General features: G+C 62.8%; 17 protein-coding genes. 3 read left to right on the plus strand and 14 right to left on the minus strand.

Features of this window, described 5'->3' with window-relative positions:
• Complete coding sequence (locus ACSU1G_RS03230; RefSeq protein WP_439278445.1) at window positions 1–672, plus strand: SIMPL domain-containing protein; 672 nt, start codon at window positions 1–3, stop codon at window positions 670–672.
• Between the two features lie 102 nt (window positions 673–774).
• Here the strand turns inward: ACSU1G_RS03230 and hflX are convergent, their stop codons facing one another.
• Complete coding sequence (gene hflX, locus ACSU1G_RS03235) at window positions 775–2,280, minus strand: GTPase HflX (RefSeq protein WP_439278446.1); 1,506 nt, start codon at window positions 2,278–2,280, stop codon at window positions 775–777.
• Between the two features lie 59 nt (window positions 2,281–2,339).
• On the opposite strand from hflX, the gene ACSU1G_RS03240 reads away from it, so the two are divergent.
• Window positions 2,340–2,981, plus strand: coding sequence for a class I SAM-dependent methyltransferase (locus ACSU1G_RS03240; RefSeq protein WP_439278447.1), 642 nt, complete (start codon window positions 2,340–2,342; stop codon window positions 2,979–2,981).
• 32 nt (window positions 2,982–3,013) lie between these two features.
• Here ACSU1G_RS03240 and ACSU1G_RS03245 read toward each other — a convergent pair whose 3' ends face one another.
• Both ACSU1G_RS03245 and dapF read right to left on the minus strand, forming a co-directional pair.
• The gene (locus ACSU1G_RS03245) at window positions 3,014–3,676 is read right to left on the minus strand and encodes an HAD family hydrolase (RefSeq protein WP_439278448.1); all 663 of its coding nucleotides are present in this window, start codon (window positions 3,674–3,676) and stop codon (window positions 3,014–3,016) included.
• Window positions 3,677–3,680: 4 nt separating this feature from the next.
• Entirely contained in the window at window positions 3,681–4,553 is an 873-nt protein-coding gene (gene dapF / locus ACSU1G_RS03250; protein ID WP_439278449.1) for a diaminopimelate epimerase, read from the minus strand.
• 98 nt (window positions 4,554–4,651) lie between these two features.
• On the opposite strand from dapF, the gene ACSU1G_RS03255 reads away from it, so the two are divergent.
• Window positions 4,652–4,882, plus strand: coding sequence for a PLDc N-terminal domain-containing protein (locus tag ACSU1G_RS03255; protein ID WP_439278450.1), 231 nt, complete (start codon window positions 4,652–4,654; stop codon window positions 4,880–4,882).
• Here the strand turns inward: ACSU1G_RS03255 and ACSU1G_RS03260 are convergent.
• From ACSU1G_RS03260 to ACSU1G_RS03310, 11 genes are all read right to left on the minus strand, one after another.
• Window positions 4,846–5,388 carry a dihydrofolate reductase family protein gene (locus ACSU1G_RS03260; RefSeq protein ID WP_439278451.1) on the minus strand — a complete coding sequence of 181 codons (543 nt, stop codon included), beginning with the start codon at window positions 5,386–5,388 and terminating at the stop codon, window positions 4,846–4,848. The genes ACSU1G_RS03255 and ACSU1G_RS03260 overlap by 37 nt on opposite strands.
• Before the next feature lie 32 nt (window positions 5,389–5,420).
• Window positions 5,421–6,332: a tRNA (adenosine(37)-N6)-dimethylallyltransferase MiaA gene (miaA, locus tag ACSU1G_RS03265; RefSeq protein WP_439278452.1), complete on the minus strand. Its 912-nt coding sequence runs from the start codon at window positions 6,330–6,332 to the stop codon at window positions 5,421–5,423.
• Entirely contained in the window at window positions 6,325–7,884 is a 1,560-nt protein-coding gene (gene miaB / locus ACSU1G_RS03270; RefSeq protein ID WP_439278453.1) for a tRNA (N6-isopentenyl adenosine(37)-C2)-methylthiotransferase MiaB, read from the minus strand. Before miaB ends, miaA begins: the two co-directional genes overlap by 8 nt.
• A 55-nt stretch (window positions 7,885–7,939) precedes the next feature.
• The gene (locus ACSU1G_RS03275) at window positions 7,940–8,602 is read right to left on the minus strand and encodes a regulatory protein RecX (RefSeq protein WP_439278454.1); all 663 of its coding nucleotides are present in this window, start codon (window positions 8,600–8,602) and stop codon (window positions 7,940–7,942) included.
• Complete coding sequence (gene recA, locus ACSU1G_RS03280) at window positions 8,602–9,657, minus strand: recombinase RecA (protein ID WP_439278455.1); 1,056 nt, start codon at window positions 9,655–9,657, stop codon at window positions 8,602–8,604. Before recA ends, ACSU1G_RS03275 begins: the two co-directional genes overlap by 1 nt.
• Before the next feature lie 261 nt (window positions 9,658–9,918).
• A complete protein-coding gene (locus tag ACSU1G_RS03285; protein ID WP_439278456.1) occupies window positions 9,919–10,143 on the minus strand; it encodes a DUF3046 domain-containing protein in 225 nt (74 codons plus the stop codon).
• A 9-nt stretch (window positions 10,144–10,152) separates the two neighbouring features.
• On the minus strand, window positions 10,153–10,461 hold the full coding sequence (locus ACSU1G_RS03290) for a helix-turn-helix domain-containing protein (RefSeq protein WP_439278457.1): 309 nt from the start codon (window positions 10,459–10,461) through the stop codon (window positions 10,153–10,155).
• A 156-nt stretch (window positions 10,462–10,617) separates the two neighbouring features.
• Window positions 10,618–11,100, minus strand: coding sequence for a CinA family protein (locus ACSU1G_RS03295; RefSeq protein ID WP_439278458.1), 483 nt, complete (start codon window positions 11,098–11,100; stop codon window positions 10,618–10,620).
• Window positions 11,093–11,671, minus strand: coding sequence for a CDP-diacylglycerol--glycerol-3-phosphate 3-phosphatidyltransferase (gene pgsA, locus ACSU1G_RS03300; RefSeq protein WP_439278459.1), 579 nt, complete (start codon window positions 11,669–11,671; stop codon window positions 11,093–11,095). The genes ACSU1G_RS03295 and pgsA overlap by 8 nt, the downstream gene beginning before the upstream one ends.
• Window positions 11,671–14,487, minus strand: a complete 2,817-nt coding sequence (locus ACSU1G_RS03305) for a DNA translocase FtsK (RefSeq protein ID WP_439278460.1) — start codon at window positions 14,485–14,487, stop codon at window positions 11,671–11,673. Before ACSU1G_RS03305 ends, pgsA begins: the two co-directional genes overlap by 1 nt.
• Window positions 14,488–14,550: 63 nt before the next feature.
• Window positions 14,551–16,227 carry a ribonuclease J gene (locus ACSU1G_RS03310; protein WP_439278461.1) on the minus strand — a complete coding sequence of 559 codons (1,677 nt, stop codon included), beginning with the start codon at window positions 16,225–16,227 and terminating at the stop codon, window positions 14,551–14,553.
• Window positions 16,228–16,249: the final 22 nt, after the last annotated feature.

Consider the following 16,249-nt stretch of genomic DNA (forward strand, 5'->3'; position numbering starts at 1 on the left):
ATGAGCGATGTCACCATCACAGTCCGCGGCGAGAACGAGGCGCGTATCGCGCCCGAACGCGCTACCATCCGCGTCACCGTGCGCACCGAGGGGTCTGCCCGTGCGACAGTCGTCGAACAGGCGATGAACTTGGCCGAGCCGCTGCGCTCAAGCATCACCGAACGCAAGGATGCCGGCACCGTGGCCGAGTGGACCAGCAAGCGCCTGGCAGTACGTGCCGAACGCCCATGGAACAACGAGGGCAAGCGCCTCGCGCTGGTTTACCACGCCACCATCGACTTCAGCGCGACTTTCACCGAAGCATCCGAACTGTCGATTTGGGTGTCAGACATCTCCGCATGGGATGGCGTCGAAGTCGGCAGCGTCAACTGGCATCTCACGCCCGAGACTCGCGCCCGCATCGAGCGCGAAGTAGCCTCCACTGCCGTCGGTGTCGCGGTCGCCCGCGCCGAGGCGTACGCCAGCGCCCTGGGCCTCGGTAGCGTCACTCCCCTGGAGATCGCCGATGTCGGACTCATCTCCAACAACCAGCCGCCCGCTGGGCTCCAGGCGATGAGAGCACGCGGCGGCATGGCGTTCTCCGCATCCGCCGACTCTGGGCCTTCGATGGAGTACGAGCCCGACGACATCGTGGTCGCAGCCACTGTCGAGGGCCGCTTCACCGCGAGCTAGCGTTTCGACCAGCCCGAGATCAGGACATCCGCTCGAGATCAGGAGATATGCGCCGAAATCGTCCTGATCTCGGCGCAAGCTCCTGATCCGGGCAACGTCAGCTCACTGCGTGAACGGCGCCAGCTCAGCCGCAAGGCGCTCTGAGACATGCGCGTGGATGCTCGTACCGTGCTCGCCGTGCGTCGAGGACAGCAGCATCCCCGTCTCATGAACCGCGGCGACCAGGTCTCCCCGGTCGTATGGGACGAGCGCATGCACCTCCACCGCAGGCTTCGGCAACGCATCATCGATCGCAGCACGCAGTTCTTCAATGCCCTCACCAGAACGCGACGAGACGAAATGCGCGTGAGGTTCAAGTCCCTGCAGCACCAGACGATCGTCGTCGGAGATCAGATCGGCCTTGTTGAACACGACGATTTCTGGAAGGTCACGTGCTCCGACATCCCCGATCACGTCGCGTACGGTCAGCAACTGCCCCGCGGGGTCAGGATGCGATCCGTCGACGATATGCAGAACGATGTCGGAGTCCGCGACTTCCTCGAGCGTCGAACGGAACGCCTCGACCAGTTGATGCGGAAGATTCCGCACAAACCCGACAGTGTCGGTGAACGTGTACACGCGACCATCAGAGGTCTCAGTGCGGCGCACCGTGGCATCCAGCGTCGCGAAGAGCGCGTTCTCGACCAGCACTCCAGCGCTGGTGAGTGCGTTGAGCAGACTCGATTTACCCGCGTTGGTGTACCCGGTGATCGCTACAGACGGAATCGTGTTGCGCTTGCGTTCAGCGCGCTTGGCGACGCGTGACGGCCCGAAATCGCGGATCTGTCGGCGCAGGATCGCCATGCGGGTGCGGATACGACGACGATCGAGCTCGATCTTCGTCTCACCAGGACCGCGCGATCCCATCCCCGCTCCCCCGGCGCCGACCTGGCCACCGGCCTGCCTGCTCATCGAGTCACCCCAACCGCGCAGACGCGGCAACAGGTACTCGAGCTGGGCGAGCTCAACCTGAGCCTTGCCCTCACGACTCTTCGCGTGTTGGCTGAAGATGTCCAGGATCACCGTGGTGCGGTCGATCACCTTCACCTTGACGACATCCTCCAGGGCGCGCCGCTGGCTGGGTGCAAGCTCAGTGTCGGCGATCACGGTGTCAGCACCGGTCGCGGCGACGAGGTCCTTCAGTTCCTGCGCCTTGCCACGGCCGAGATAGGTGGCCGGGTCCGGATGCGGACGCCGCTGCAACACCGCATCCAAAACGACAGCACCCGCCGTCTCGGCAAGGGCTGCCAGTTCGCGCAGTGAGTTTTCGGCATCCGTCTGTGCGCCTTGCGGATACACGCCGACCAGCACGACGTTTTCCAGCCGGAGCTGACGGTATTCGACCTCGGTGACGTCTTCGAGTTCTGTGGAGAGCCCAACGACACGCCGCAGCGCATGCCGGTCTTCTAGATCCCATTGGTCACCGTCCCGATTCGTGTGGGCGGTGGTCGCATCATCCTGCAGCGCCTGCGCAGCGCCAAATATCCGCGCCTCAGTGCGCGGCTCTGCATTCGCGAGTACGCGATCCAGCGTCTCGTCGGTGCGAGTGTCGTCTGTTGCTTTCGTCATCCTCTGCCTTCTGTGTGCGGCGCCTTAACCTTAACCCCGGACTCCGGTACGCTCGCCATATGGGGTCCGATCACTACTTCACTGCGGCCCCGGCAAGTGCGGAGAACCTGCGGACCATTCGGTTGACGCTCGCAGGTCGAGAACTGGAGATGACCACCGCTGGTGGTGTCTTCAGTCCTGACCGCCTGGATGCCGGTACAGCAGCTCTTTTCGCCAATATGCCTCCGCTACCTCCGAGCGGCAATTTTCTCGACCTCGGAAGCGGCTGGGGCCCAATCAGTATCACTATGGCACTCGCCTCCCCCCACGCCACGGTGTGGGCCGTCGATGTGAACGAGCGTGCGCTCGATCTCGTCCGTCGCAATGCCGCGGCTTTGGGACTTACTAACATCAACGCTGTACGGCCTGACGATGTTCCCGACGACGTCGTCTTCCGGACGATCCGCTCGAATCCGCCGATCCGCGTGGGCAAGAACGAACTACACGACATGCTTGAACGCTGGATCCCCCGGCTAGACGAGCGCAGCGATGCCTGGCTCGTCGTGCAACGCAATCTCGGTGCAGATTCACTTCAACGCTGGCTCGGTGCGACATTCCACCCCGATTACAGCGTGTTCCGCACGGCGACGAGCAAGGGCTATCGGATCATCAAGGTGCGCAAGCACGGCAACCCGCCAACGGAGCCGATCACCGTCGGTTGACCGCGGCTCGCTGATCGCTTTTCGCCACGGAATCATCGATAATCGGGAAGTCCGAGCAGTCCTGGTAAGTCAGCCATATCGTCGAACACCGTCGTATTCTCTCCACGCAGCCATTCGCTCGGTGTGAGACCGCCCGCGTAGCCGAATGAGTGCATTCCAGCGGCGCGGGCGGCGGCAACGCCGAAACGGCTGTCCTCGATGACGACGCACCGCGATGGCGAGACCCCCATACGCGCGGCTGCGTGCAGGAACAGGTCCGGTGCAGGCTTTCCTTCAGCTACCTCGGTGGCGCTGAAAATCCGCCCTTCAAAACGGGCGTGAAGGCCCGTGATCCCAAGCGTATGACGGATCTTTTCATGCGGACCGCTGGATGCGACGCACGTCGCCCACGGGATCTGTTCGATTGCTTCCTCCACGCCGGCTACGGCGACGAGCTCACGTTCGAAGGCATCGGCGTACCACGGAAGGTATGGCTCTTCCCATTCGTCTGGCAGGCCGCGACCCAGATGAGATTCCAGTTCAGCACGAAAATGGGCCGACGGCCTGCCGACGAACCGGTGCACGATCTGTTCCTGATTTAGGTGCCATCCGAACTCTGCCAACACGCGTCGGTCGACCTCGACCGACAGCACCTCACTGTCGACGAGCACGCCGTCGCAGTCGAAGATGACCAGGTCTATGCCTGCGGAGAGCATGGGCTTAGGCCAGCGCAACCTCGCCGGAGAAGGTGAGCTGCGCGGGGCCAGAGAGTGCGACGTGCTCGCCATCCTCTGCGGGGAACATCCGCACGCCGAGCGAGCCTCCAGGAACCTCGACACGCCAGTTGTCGGGTGCACGGTCGCCCGCCCAGTAACGCACGGCAAGTGCGGCGGCGGCAACGCCGGTGCCACAGCTCAGAGTCTCGCCCACGCCTCGCTCGAATACGCGCATCGTGACGTGGCCGATGCCATCACGCACGAGGGGCTCCCCCGGCACAACGAACTCCACGTTGGCTCCGGCCGGCAGCGCAGGCTCGAGCTCGGGGATGTACTCGAGTTCAAGGCCGGCGAGTTCTTCCTCGGAAGCCAAGGCGACCACCACGTGCGGGTTGCCCACGTCGATGCCGAGGCCAGGGCGGGCAACAGCCAGACCGCGTGCCTTCGCGAGCGGGTCATCTCCAGAAAGACGCCAGCGTCCGAGATCAACCTGGTAGCCGTTGCTACTGGTCGTGACGTCTCGAACACCTGCACGCGTTCCGATCGGAAGCGTGGAGCCCGGCTCAATCGTCGCGAGACCCGCGCGCACCAGATAGTGCGCGAAGACGCGAACACCGTTGCCACACATCTCGGCGATGGATCCATCGGCGTTGCGGTAGTCCATGAACCATTTGGCTGCCGGCTCTTCTGCCAGGGAGGCGGCCCCCTCAGGCAGCGCGGCAGAACGGACGACCCGCAGCACTCCGTCTGCGCCAATGCCGAAGTGCCGGTCGCAGAGCGCAGCCACTTGCTCGGCGGTGAGTTCTAACTCGCCGTCCGGGTCGGCAATGATGACGAAGTCATTGCCGGTGCCATGTCCCTTGGTGAATGCGACCATGGGAACAGTCTAGAGAATCAGACAGTCGTCGGATCGATGTCGGCGATCAGTCTGGCGCGCGGAGCGGCTGAGGTCGAGGATGGAGTCAGGAGGACGACATGGGACGCAAGAAGAAAGACATCAGCCAGGTGAGCCCGGCGGGAAAAGCGGCGCTCGCGGTGCTGGGAATCGTGCAGGTCGCCTTCGCAGCTGTGGCGTTCTGGGATTTGGCACATCGGGCGGACGAGCAGCTCCGGGGTCCGAAACCCGCCTGGATCCCCGTCATTTTAGTGAACTGGATCGGTCCCGCCGTCTACTTCGTGTTCGGTGTCCGACGCGACACTCGGTAACGCCCGCAGAGGAAATCTCGGTTGCGGGCCACGTCTAAAAGCTCGAGATCGAGCGCGCGTGGGAACAGCGGGGGCCCTGCTCCGAGGGTAACCGGAGCGAACTGCACCCAGACCTCATCGAGCAGGCCGGCGTCGGCGAACTGCCCTGCCAGGTCACCGCCACCGATGATCCAGAGATCCTGCTCCCCCGCAGCTGCCGTCATTGCTGCGTGGACCTCGGCGATGGGCGCCTGAGTGAGCGTCACTTCCGCGCCATCCGGCACGGGAAGGTCGCGATGTGTGAACACCCAGGCGGGCTGGGTGTAACCCCATTCGCCCTGCTCATGCTCCAGCACCCATTCGTAGGTGGAAGCTCCCATCGCCAGCGCGCCGATCGTCTTCTCGAACTGCTGATAGGCCATCGCGCCGTCTGGATCGACATCCTGCTTCAGGAGCCAATCGAGTGAGTGATCTGTCGTCGCGATGAAACCGTCGAGGCTGGACGCGGTGAAATAGTGAGTCGCCATACAAGGATGCTCGCATCCACCACCGACATCAGTCAGATCACGTCCGCGGGATCCGTTCCAGGGCTGACCCATTCCAGGTCCGGATAGCGTTTGAACCACGAAACCTGACGGCGTGCGTAGCGTCGCGTGAGCGCCTGAGTCTCGGCGATCGCGTCTGCCTCTGACTTCTCCCCCGCCAGTTGCGCCAGTGCCTGGGCGTAACCGATGGCTCGCGGCGCGGTCGTACCCCGCTCCAGCCCTGCTTCGCGCAGCAGAGCGACCTCGCCCATCATCCCCTGCTGCCACATCCGTTCCACTCGGCGGTCAAGGCGCTCGACGAGCTCGGTGCGTTCGACATGCAGGCCAAGGATGCGTGTGGCCGCGTGCCAGAGCTGGGGTTTGTCCGGCAGAGCCGCACCGTGTGTCTGGGCGCCCTGTTCAATGACTTCCAACGCCCGCATCACGCGACGACTGTTCTTCGGGTCGATACGCGCCGCAGTCGCGGGATCCGCCTCCTGCAGACGTGCGAAAAGCACACCGTTGCCGTGCTCCGAGAGTTCGCGTTCAAGTCGCTCGCGTACCGCAGGATCGCGCGGGGGGAACTGGAAATCGAAGATGACACTCGATACGTACAGCCCGGAACCGCCGACCAGAATCGCGTCGCCGCCTCGCCGCTGGATGTCGGAGATCGCGGTCCGGGCCAGTGGCTGGTACCAGGCGACCGCGGCTTCCTCGTCCACCTCGCGCACGTCGAACATATGGTGCGGGATGCCACGGCGCTCAGCGACCGGAAGCTTGGCGGTGCCGATGTCCATGCCGCGGTACAGCTGCATGGCATCAGCGTTGACGATCTCAGCGGGATTGCCGCGCTCACGCAGTGTCTCAGCGAGGTTCAGCGCGAGATCGCTCTTTCCCGTGCCCGTCGCCCCGACGATCGCCCAGAGGCGCGGCTCGAGACTAGACACCGACGCGCAGCGTGGGAAGACCCAGCGACACCGCACGCGGCGCGCCAGGCGCGCCTGGCGCGCCCGCAGGTGTCGGAATGCCGCAGGATTCCGCCAGCGAGCGATCCCAGGCGTCACCGCCACGCGTGCGCCTGATGCGCAGCGGCGCACCGGTCGGGTCATCGGCGAGCAGGTGGAATGGGGCGCCGTGTGTGATCTTCACGGTAACGACGTCACCGGGTCGAGGAAGATCCGACCCAGGCGTGACCTCGAAATGCACCAGACGGTTATCTTCGGCCCGACCGGTCAGACGGTGCGTCTCAGCATCCTTCTTCCCTTCACCGTTGGCGACCAGCACCTCGACTTCGCGACCTACCTGGTTCTCGTTCTCTTCGAGCGCGATACGAGCTTGCAAGGCGAGCAAACGGTTGTACCGCTCCTGCACCACTGCCTTCGGGATCTGATCCTCCATGGTGGCTGCGGGAGTGCCCTCGCGTATGGAGTACTGGAACGTGAAAGCGCTGGCGAAACGTGCCTGCTCGACCACTCGCATCGTGTCTTCAAAGTCTTCTTCGGTCTCGCCGGGGAAGCCCACGATGATGTCAGTGGTGATCGCCGCGTTCGGAATGCGCTCGCGCACCGTGTCGAGGATGCCGAGGAACTTCGAGCTGCGGTACGAGCGTCGCATCGCCTTCAGAATGCGATCGCTGCCGGACTGCAGCGGCATGTGCAGCTGAGGCATCACATTAGGTGTCTCTGCCATCGCATCGATCACGTCATCGGTGAAGGCGGCCGGATGTGGGCTCGTGAAGCGAATGCGCTCCAGACCGTCGATCTGGCCGGCTGCGCGCAACAGCTTGCCGAATGCGTGGCGGTCGCCGAACTCGACGCCGTAGGAGTTGACGTTCTGGCCGAGAAGCGTGACCTCGATTGCGCCGTCTTCGACAAGCAGTCGGATCTCGTTCAGGATGTCGCCTGGGCGGCGGTCTTTCTCCTTGCCGCGCAGGCTAGGGACGATGCAGAACGTGCACGTGTTGTTGCAGCCGACAGAAATCGATACCCAGCCGCTGTGGGCAGAATCACGCTTGGTGGGCAACGTTGAGGGGAACACCTCGAGAGATTCCAGGATCTCCAACTCAGCTTCACCGTTGTGACGCGCGCGCTCAAGCAGGCTGGGCAGCGAACCCATATTGTGCGTGCCGAACACGACGTCAACCCAGGGCGCCTTGTCGAGCACTGTGTCTTTGTCCATCTGCGCCAAACACCCACCGACCGCAATCTGCATGCCCTCCTTGCGTCGTTTCACCGACGCCAGGTGACCGAGAGTGCCGTAGAGCTTGCCGGACGCGTTGTCACGAACAGCGCAGGTGTTGATGATGACGATGTCAGCCTCAGCCCCGTCGTCTGCTCGGAGATAGCCTGCACTTTCGAGCGAGCCCGAAAGACGCTCGGAGTCGTGCACATTCATCTGGCATCCGAAGGTGCGCACTTCGTAGGTTCGCTGATGTCCGTCGGCGTCGACGGCCGCCGACGAGGCCGTGATGATCGTCGGTTCACTGCGCGGAATAGTCATGGTGACCCCATTCTACGAGCGGAATCTGCGACTATCTCCGAAGTGTTCAAGAGCATCACTCGGAATCGACGAACCGCACGCCTCTGGTCGGGGTGCCCGGGGAGGACTCGGTCAGCGCTGTCCGTGCAGCGGTCGTAGCGACAGAACCGCCGTAACCGCGGCGAGCCAGCTGCCCGACGAGCCGGCGCAACGCAGTCTCGAAGTCCAATCGAGACATCGAACGCGCCTTCGTGCGAGCGAACTCGAGCGCCCGTTGCGCATCGTCATCGGGAAGCTCTCCCAGCGCGGTGCTAATGGCCTCACGAGAGACGCCACGCTGCGCAAGAGCGCGTGAAAGCGCCACGCGCCCCTGCCCCTTCCGCTCAACGCCGGAGGTCACGAGCTGTTCAGCCAGCGCCGCATCGTTCAGATATCCCCGACGGCAGAAAGTCTCGATGACGTCGTCAACCTGCGCGGCGCTCAGCGCATATCCGCGAAGAACCTGCCGAGCTTCAGAGATCGAAAGCGAGCGCGCTCGAAGTTTTCGGACCAGAGCTTCTTCTGCCGAGCTGCGGATCTTGTCATCATCCTCGTCAACGTCAACTTCTACGTCAGCTTCTACGTCAGCTTCTACGTCAGCTTCTACGTCAGCTTCTACGTCAGCTTCAACCTCAACCTGCCCGCCGAAGAGAGGAATGATGGGGGCGAGGCGATCCTCGCCCCCATTCGAATCAGACATCAGGCCGGACGACGCTTTGCCAGCTCGTCAGCGGAGGCCGGAGCATCCTCAACGGAAGCACCGCCAATGCCGAGCTTCTGCTTGATCTTCGTCTCGATACTCAGCGCGATGTCAGGGTTCTTGATCAGGAAGTTACGCGCGTTTTCCTTGCCCTGCCCCAGCTGGTCGCCATCGTAGGTGTACCACGAGCCGGACTTCTTCACGATGGTGTGCTCGACTCCGAAGTCGATCAGGCTGCCTTCACGCGAGATGCCGATGCCATAGAGGATGTCGAACTCCGCCTGCTTGAACGGCGGCGCCATCTTGTTCTTGACAACTTTGACGCGCGTACGGTTTCCGACGGCGTCGGTGCCGTCCTTCAGCGTCTCGATACGGCGAATATCCAAACGGATCGAGGCGTAGAACTTCAGCGCCTTTCCACCGGCGGTCGTTTCAGGCGAGCCGAAGAAGACACCGATCTTCTCACGCAGCTGGTTGATAAAGATCATCGTGGTGTTCGTCTGGCTCAGACCACCCGTGAGCTTGCGGAGCGCTTGCGACATGAGTCGCGCCTGCAGACCCACGTGCGAGTCGCCCATTTCGCCATCAATCTCGGCGCGAGGCACCAAGGCCGCGACGGAGTCGATGACGATGAGGTCGATGGCGCCGGAACGCACCAGCATGTCGGCGATCTCGAGTGCCTGCTCAGCCGTATCGGGCTGTGACACCAGCAGAGCATCGATGTCGACGCCCAGCTTCTTCGCGTACTCAGGGTCAAGCGCGTGTTCAGCGTCGATGAAGGCAGCGATACCGCCCCCGCGCTGCGCATTGGCAATCGCGTGCAGGGTCAGAGTGGTCTTACCCGATGACTCCGGGCCGTAAATCTCAACGATGCGGCCACGCGGAAGGCCACCGATACCGAGAGCGACATCGAGAGCGATGGATCCGGTCGGAATGATGGCAACAGGTGCGCGCTCATCACTACCCAGTCGCATGACCGAGCCCTTTCCGAACTGCCGGTCAATCTGGGCGAGAGCTGATTCCAGGGACTTCTCGCGGTCTGCGGGTGATGGCATGACGTGCTCCTCGTGTTCGCATGGTGCCGCCTGTAGGCTGTCGCGGCCACCCCAACTGGGGTGAACTCTCCGACAAGGCGTATGGCTTTTCGGCCTGTCTTCACCGTAGGAGGAACCTCAGACATTGCGTCGGAGATCCCAGGAACGGTGGAAAACAACACCTCGAAACCACTTGTGCAGAACACTACGCGTACTTCGAACAGATATTCGACGACACGCCGATTATTTTGAGTGCCGGGTACGCGCAGAGGACCTGAGCTCTCAGCGCTTTCGCGACTCCAGTCGGCCGACGCCGTAACGCCGTTCCGCCGGCACATCCGCCTCGACGCAGAGCGCAAGCCAAATGTCGCGGGGCGGCAGACCTGCATCCAGCGCTTCCAGCGCTGAACGATTACCCAGCGCGTCGAGAACGAGATCGGTCGTCAAAGTGGATGCGCGCGCACCGAACTCAAGTTCGACCGCACGAAGAAACTCGCTACGTCGCATCGAAGTTGATCAGTGCAGCGAGAGCTCAGGCTCGATCGATGCAACGAGGTCATCCGGGACAACATCCGGGAAGACCTGAATGCCTTCGAGCACAGACATCCGGTCGCCGACTTCGCGCATGATCAGGGAGATGGGTACGTCAAGAGCTTCAGCAACCGAAGCGAGAATCTCGCTGGATGCTTCCTTCTGTCCACGCTCAACCTCGCTGAGGTATCCGAGCGCCACCGAAGCCTTACTCGCGACCTGCCGGAGCGTACGCCCCTTCTGCAGGCGGAAGTCCCTCAGTACATCGCCGATTTCCTGTCGTACAAGAATCATCGGAACCTCCTCTCCAGTCCCCGCAACGGAGCCTCATCCAAATGGATCGCCAGTCTATCCCGACTCTCTGATGAAAACGCTACCGTTTCACGCTGTGCTTTGGTTGTGAGCACGTCTTTCATTGGCACATTAGAGACAACGGTCGCCTGCACTCGACTATTCCCGTACCTGTTGCACCAGGGCATCGATTGCCGCATCCACCGTCTGCGCGCGTATTGCCGCGCGATCACCATCGAACTGAAACGCGTAGGCGCGTACGCCGAGCGGTGTCGCGATGCCGATGTGTACGGTTCCCACTTGTTGCTCATCGGGCGATTCTGGTCCGGCTATGCCCGTCGTCGAAATTCCGACATCTGCCGGTCGACCTTCGACTTGGACGGCGCGGCGCACACCCGTGGCCATCTGTTGCGCCACTTGCGCGTGCACGGGGCCGTGCTCGTCAAGCAGCGCAGGATCCACACCGAGCAATGAGGCCTTGAGCGGCGTGGCGTATGCCACCACTGCCCCGAGCAACGTAGCCGAGGCGCCTGGAACGGATACGACCTCGGCGGCAAGAGCACCGCCGGTGAGTGATTCGGCAATGCCGAGAGTCCAGCCGCGCTCCCGAAGAGCGCGGACCAGGGCCGCGGCATCACTCATGCGGCGTCCGCGTACCGCGCATCTGCGAGATGACATAATCGATGCCGCTGGCGATCGTCAGCACGAGTGTGGCGTACATCAGCACATCACCGACGCCGGTCCACCAGTCCATGCCGATCAGCTGATGCAGCGGCAGCAGCCACCAGCCGAGCGCGACCGCTTGAAAGACGGTCTTGAGCTTGCCCATCCACGCCGCGGCAACGATGTGACTGCTCGAGACGATGAAGCGGTGCAGGGTAATACCCCACTCACGGATGAGAATGACGACGACAATCCACCACGGCCATTCACCGAGGATCGCCAGTCCGACAAAGCCAGCACCGGTCAGCAGTTTGTCTGCGATCGGATCCCACAGCTTTCCGAAGTCACTGACGAGGTCGTACTTGCGTGCAAGATATCCATCGACCCAGTCAGTGGAGATCGCGAGAATGAACAATGCGCCAGCGATCCAGCGAACGACCAGGTCGTCACGACCGTAGCTGCCGCCGATCAGGAGGAGCACGAAGAAGACGAGCGCCAGCGGGATGCGTGCGATCGTGATCGCGTTCGGCAATTGCCGTGGAATCGCCATCAGTCGCGCCCCGTCAATCCCCAGGCGTCTTCGTCGCCATCGTCGCCGTCATCTTCGTGCACCACCGGAAGCCCTTCAAACTGCGCCTCGATCGGATCGTACGCAGGTGCCACCGGAGCGGCAGGCATCGCTGGCGCGGACTGAGCGACGGGCGGCACGTTGGACGCGGCCGGCTCACCGTCGCCGCGCAGCTGCGCCATGACAGCCGAAAGCTGTTCCGGCGCCACCAGCACATCGCGCGCCTTCGACCCTTCGGACGGGCCGACGATCTCCCGAGACTCCAGCAGGTCCATCAGACGTCCGGCCTTCGCGAAGCCGACACGCAGTTTGCGCTGCAGCATCGACGTCGAACCGAACTGGGAGGAAACGATGAGCTCGGCCGCGGCAAGAAGCACTTCAAGGTCATCACCGATGTCCTCGTCGACTTCCTTCTTCTTGGTCGGCTCGAGCGCTTCCTGCACGTCCGGGCGATAGTCAGGTCGGGCTTGCGCCGTGACGTGTTTGACGACTGCGTCGATCTCGCTTTCCTCGACCCACGCGCCCTGGAGCCGGAAAGGCTTGGAGGAGCCCATCGGTGAGAACAGGGCGTCACCCTGGCCGATCAGCTTGTCTGCTCCTGGACTGTCGAGGATCACTCGGCTGTCGGTGACGCTGGTCACGGCGAACGCGAGTCGCGATGGCACGTTGGCCTTGATGAGCCCGGTGACGACATCGACGCTCGGTCGCTGCGTGGCGAGCACCAGGTGGATGCCGGAGGCACGAGCAAGCTGCGTGATGCGAACGATCGAGTCTTCCACGTCACGCGGGGCGACCATCATGAGGTCGGCGAGCTCGTCGACAACGACGAGAAGGTACGGGTACGGCTTGAGCACCCGCTCACTGCCAACGGGAAGCACGATCTCACCGGCGCGAACAGCCTTGTTGAAGTCGTCGATGTGGCGGAAGCCGAACGACGCGAGGTCGTCGTACCTCATGTCCATCTCTTTCACGACCCATTGCAGGGCTTCCGCCGCCTTCTTCGGGTTCGTGATGATGGGTGTGATCAGATGCGGCACGCCTGCGTAGCTGGTGAGCTCCACCCGCTTCGGGTCGATGAGCACCATGCGCACGTCGCTCGGACGGGCGCGCATCAGGATGCTCGTGATCATTGAGTTGACGAAGCTGGATTTACCAGAACCAGTGGAACCGGCAACCAGAAGGTGGGGCATTTTGGCGAGGTTGGCGACGACGAAGTTACCGCCGACGTCCTTGCCGACGCCGACCGTCATCGGGTGCGCACTCTTAATGGCTGCCTGCGATCGGATGACATCGCCCAGGGCGACCGTCTCCCGGTCAGTGTTCGGAATCTCGATGCCGATGGCGCTCTTTCCGGGGATCGGCGAAAGGATGCGCACATCATTCGATGCGACGGCGTACGAGATATTGGCGCTCAGCTGCGTGATCTTCTCGACCTTGACGCCGTGGCCGACCTCTACCTCGTACTGCGTCACCGTCGGGCCACGGGAAAAGCCCGTCACCTTCGCATCGATCTTGAACTGCGACAGCACGCTGGTGATCTGCTCAACGATCTTGTCGTTCGCCTCGGAGCGTGCCACTGACGGTGGTCCGGCGCTCAGGACATTCGGCGACGGAAGAATGTACGGAGCACTCGGAGCATGCAGGCCACGATCGCCTGGGCCCTCGGTGCCGAAGCCAGAGAGTCCAGGAAGCTCCGGCTGTTCACCGGTGTCACCGAAGTCGTCTAGTAGCGCAGTGGATCCCTGCGCGCCGAGACCGGCCGTGACGCCCTGAAGATCGGTGAGGATCTCGGTCGCGGCATCCGATGGGTCCGATGGATCCGCGACGATGATCGACTGATCGTAGGCAGTTTTGTCCACCGGCGTGGTCGCGGCGGGACTGTTATGGGCACCGCGGTTCTCAATCGGCATGTTGTCTGTCGGTAGCAAGAACTCGGTGAGATCCTGCGAGCCCAACCCCTCGTCGGGGTCTTCTTCTCTACCGGTCTTGTTTCGCCGCCACCAGGGAAGCGAATCATCCGTCTCGTTGCTAGAAACCTCTTCGACAGCCTTCTCGGGCTGGGGTTCGGCGCGCTCGGCCCCGAACATCCACGCGTACAGGTCTCCCAGACGGGCACCGATGCGGTTCGGCGGCGTCTTCGTGATGATCAGGATGCTGAGCGCGGCCAGCAGCGCCAAGACGATATAGGCGACGATCTCGGTGAGGTAGGACAGCGGCTCCCCCAGCATCCAACCGAAAAGCCCACCCGCCGCGCTCAGCGCGGGCATGCCTTCTTTCGGTTCCGGTCGACCACCCGCGATGTGGCAGATACCGGCGAGCGAAAGGACGAATAACCCGAAGCCGATACCGATACGACCGTTGTCGTGCACCGAAGACGGATGCCGGAACAACCATCCCGCGAGCACGAGCAGCAGCACCGGCATCAGAAATGCGGTGCGCCCGATCAGGCCGCCGACCGAGTAGGCGCTGATGTTCTGCGCGATCTCGTTGCCGATGAAGAACCACTCATTGACTGCGCCGAGGCATGCCAGCAGCACCAGCAGCAGCGGAAAGCCATCGCGACGCTGATCCTTCTCCAACGATTCGGGCCCGAACGCGCGGAAAAGCCCACCGACGCCATGTGCCATACCGACCCACGCACGCACGGCAAACGCCGGCTTATCGACCTCGTCGACGTACTTCTTCGGGGCCGCCTGTGCCTTCGCGCGCGTCGGAGGTTTCGCAGACGCGGGTTTCTCGGACGCGCGCGTCGGAGGCTTCTCGGACGCGCGCGAGGTCTTCGGGGTACTCCTGGCCATACTTGAAGACTACGTTCGGGCACCGACATTGCCGCGTAATGACGCGGCTTTCTGCCGAATCGGCTAGGCCTCGATGACGAGCGGAACGATCATCGGACGACGCCGCAACTTCTGGTTCACCCAGCGGCCGATCGTGCGACGAACGATCTGTGACAGCGCGTGCGTGTCACGCACTCCGTTGCCGGATGCCTCTTTAAGCGCCGCGGCGATCTTCGGCACCACATCGTCGAACACAGAGTCATCCTCGGCCACGCCGCGGGCCTGGATCTCCGGACCCCTGATAATGCGTCCGGTAGTGGCATCCACCACGACAATCACAGAGATGAAGCCCTCTTCGCCGAGGATCCGGCGATCCTTGAGGTCTGCATCCGTGATCTCGCCGACGGTCGAGCCGTCGACGTAGACGAAGCCGATATCGAGCTGTCCAGCGACCTTGGCGACGCCGTCCTTGAGGTCGATGATCGTGCCGTTGGAGGCGATGATGGTGTTCTCGGCCGGGACGCCGGTCTCCTGAGCGAGTTTCGCGTTGGCGATGAGGTGTCGGTACTCGCCATGCACCGGAAGCACGTTCCTGGGCTTGAGGATGTTGTAGCAGTACAGCAGTTCGCCCGCGGTGGCGTGACCGGAGACGTGCACCTTGGCGTTCGCCTTGTGCACGACGTTCGCGCCCAGCTTGGTGAGCCCGTCGATCACGCGATAGATCGCAGTCTCGTTACCGGGGATGAGGCTCGACGCGAGAATGACGGTGTCACCCTCACCGACCTCGATCGCATGGTCCATGTTCGCCATCCTGCTCAGGACAGCCATCGGCTCGCCCTGTGAGCCCGTCGACATGTAGACGATCTTGTCGTCCGGCAGATCGCGTGCCTTCTTGTAATCGATGAGGACGTTGTCCGGCACCTTCAGGTACCCGAGATCTTCAGCAATGGTCATGTTGCGCACCATGCTGCGGCCGAGCAGTGCCACCCGGCGTCCGTTCGAGTGCGCGGCATCCAGCACCTGCTGAACACGGTGTACGTGGCTGGAGAAGCTGGCGACGATGACGCGACGTGGCGCCTTGGCGATCACCTGATCGAGAACCGGCCCGATGGACCGCTCCGTCGGAGTGAATCCGGGGACGTCGGCGTTGGTCGAGTCCACCAGGAAGAGGTCGATGCCCTCCTCCCCCAGACGCGAGAAGGCGCGAAGGTCCGTGAGACGGCCGTCCAGCGGCAGCTGGTCCATCTTGAAGTCACCCGTGGCCAGCACGAGACCCGCGGGAGTGCGAATGGCGACGGCAAGAGCATCCGGAATCGAGTGGTTGACCGCAACGAATTCAAGATCGAACGGGCCGACCTTTTCCTGCTGTCCCTCGGTCACAGTGAGGGTGAACGCCTTGATTCGGTGTTCCTTCAGCTTCGCCTCGATGAAAGCGAGAGTAAGGCCGGAGCCGATCAGTGGAATGTCTTTCTTCAGCCGCAGCAGGTACGGCACTGCGCCGATGTGATCTTCGTGCCCGTGCGTCAAAACGACGCCGACGATGTCGTCCAAGCGATCACGAATCGGGTCGAAGTCCGGCAGGATCAGGTCGACACCTGGTTGGTGCTCTTCGGGGAAGAGCACACCGCAATCCACGATGAGAAGCTTCCCGTCGTACTCGAACACGGTCATATTGCGACCGATCTCACCGAGACCGCCGAGCGGGATGACGCGCAGGGTCCCTTCGGCGAGGGGCGCTGCATCGGCTAGCGGAATGGACATTTTGTCTCCTCAGTCGGACAGT

The organism is Microbacterium sp. A93, from assembly GCF_051842835.1.

Bases quoted from the DNA above. Each gene is read 5' to 3' on its own strand.
- ACSU1G_RS03230 (WP_439278445.1), top strand. From the start codon at position 1: ATGAGCGATGTCACCATCACAGTCCGCGGCGAGAACGAGGCGCGTATC.
- hflX (WP_439278446.1), bottom strand. From the start codon at position 2,280: ATGACGAAAGCAACAGACGACACTCGCACCGACGAGACGCTGGATCGC.
- ACSU1G_RS03240 (WP_439278447.1), top strand. From the start codon at position 2,340: ATGGGGTCCGATCACTACTTCACTGCGGCCCCGGCAAGTGCGGAGAAC.
- ACSU1G_RS03245 (WP_439278448.1), bottom strand. From the start codon at position 3,676: ATGCTCTCCGCAGGCATAGACCTGGTCATCTTCGACTGCGACGGCGTG.
- dapF (WP_439278449.1), bottom strand. From the start codon at position 4,553: ATGGTCGCATTCACCAAGGGACATGGCACCGGCAATGACTTCGTCATC.
- ACSU1G_RS03255 (WP_439278450.1), top strand. From the start codon at position 4,652: ATGGGACGCAAGAAGAAAGACATCAGCCAGGTGAGCCCGGCGGGAAAA.
- ACSU1G_RS03260 (WP_439278451.1), bottom strand. From the start codon at position 5,388: ATGGCGACTCACTATTTCACCGCGTCCAGCCTCGACGGTTTCATCGCG.
- miaB (WP_439278453.1), bottom strand. From the start codon at position 7,884: ATGACTATTCCGCGCAGTGAACCGACGATCATCACGGCCTCGTCGGCG.
- ACSU1G_RS03275 (WP_439278454.1), bottom strand. From the start codon at position 8,602: ATGTCTGATTCGAATGGGGGCGAGGATCGCCTCGCCCCCATCATTCCT.
- recA (WP_439278455.1), bottom strand. From the start codon at position 9,657: ATGCCATCACCCGCAGACCGCGAGAAGTCCCTGGAATCAGCTCTCGCC.
- ACSU1G_RS03285 (WP_439278456.1), bottom strand. From the start codon at position 10,143: ATGCGACGTAGCGAGTTTCTTCGTGCGGTCGAACTTGAGTTCGGTGCG.
- ACSU1G_RS03290 (WP_439278457.1), bottom strand. From the start codon at position 10,461: ATGATTCTTGTACGACAGGAAATCGGCGATGTACTGAGGGACTTCCGC.
- ACSU1G_RS03295 (WP_439278458.1), bottom strand. From the start codon at position 11,100: ATGAGTGATGCCGCGGCCCTGGTCCGCGCTCTTCGGGAGCGCGGCTGG.
- pgsA (WP_439278459.1), bottom strand. From the start codon at position 11,671: ATGGCGATTCCACGGCAATTGCCGAACGCGATCACGATCGCACGCATC.
- ACSU1G_RS03305 (WP_439278460.1), bottom strand. From the start codon at position 14,487: ATGGCCAGGAGTACCCCGAAGACCTCGCGCGCGTCCGAGAAGCCTCCG.
- ACSU1G_RS03310 (WP_439278461.1), bottom strand. From the start codon at position 16,227: ATGTCCATTCCGCTAGCCGATGCAGCGCCCCTCGCCGAAGGGACCCTG.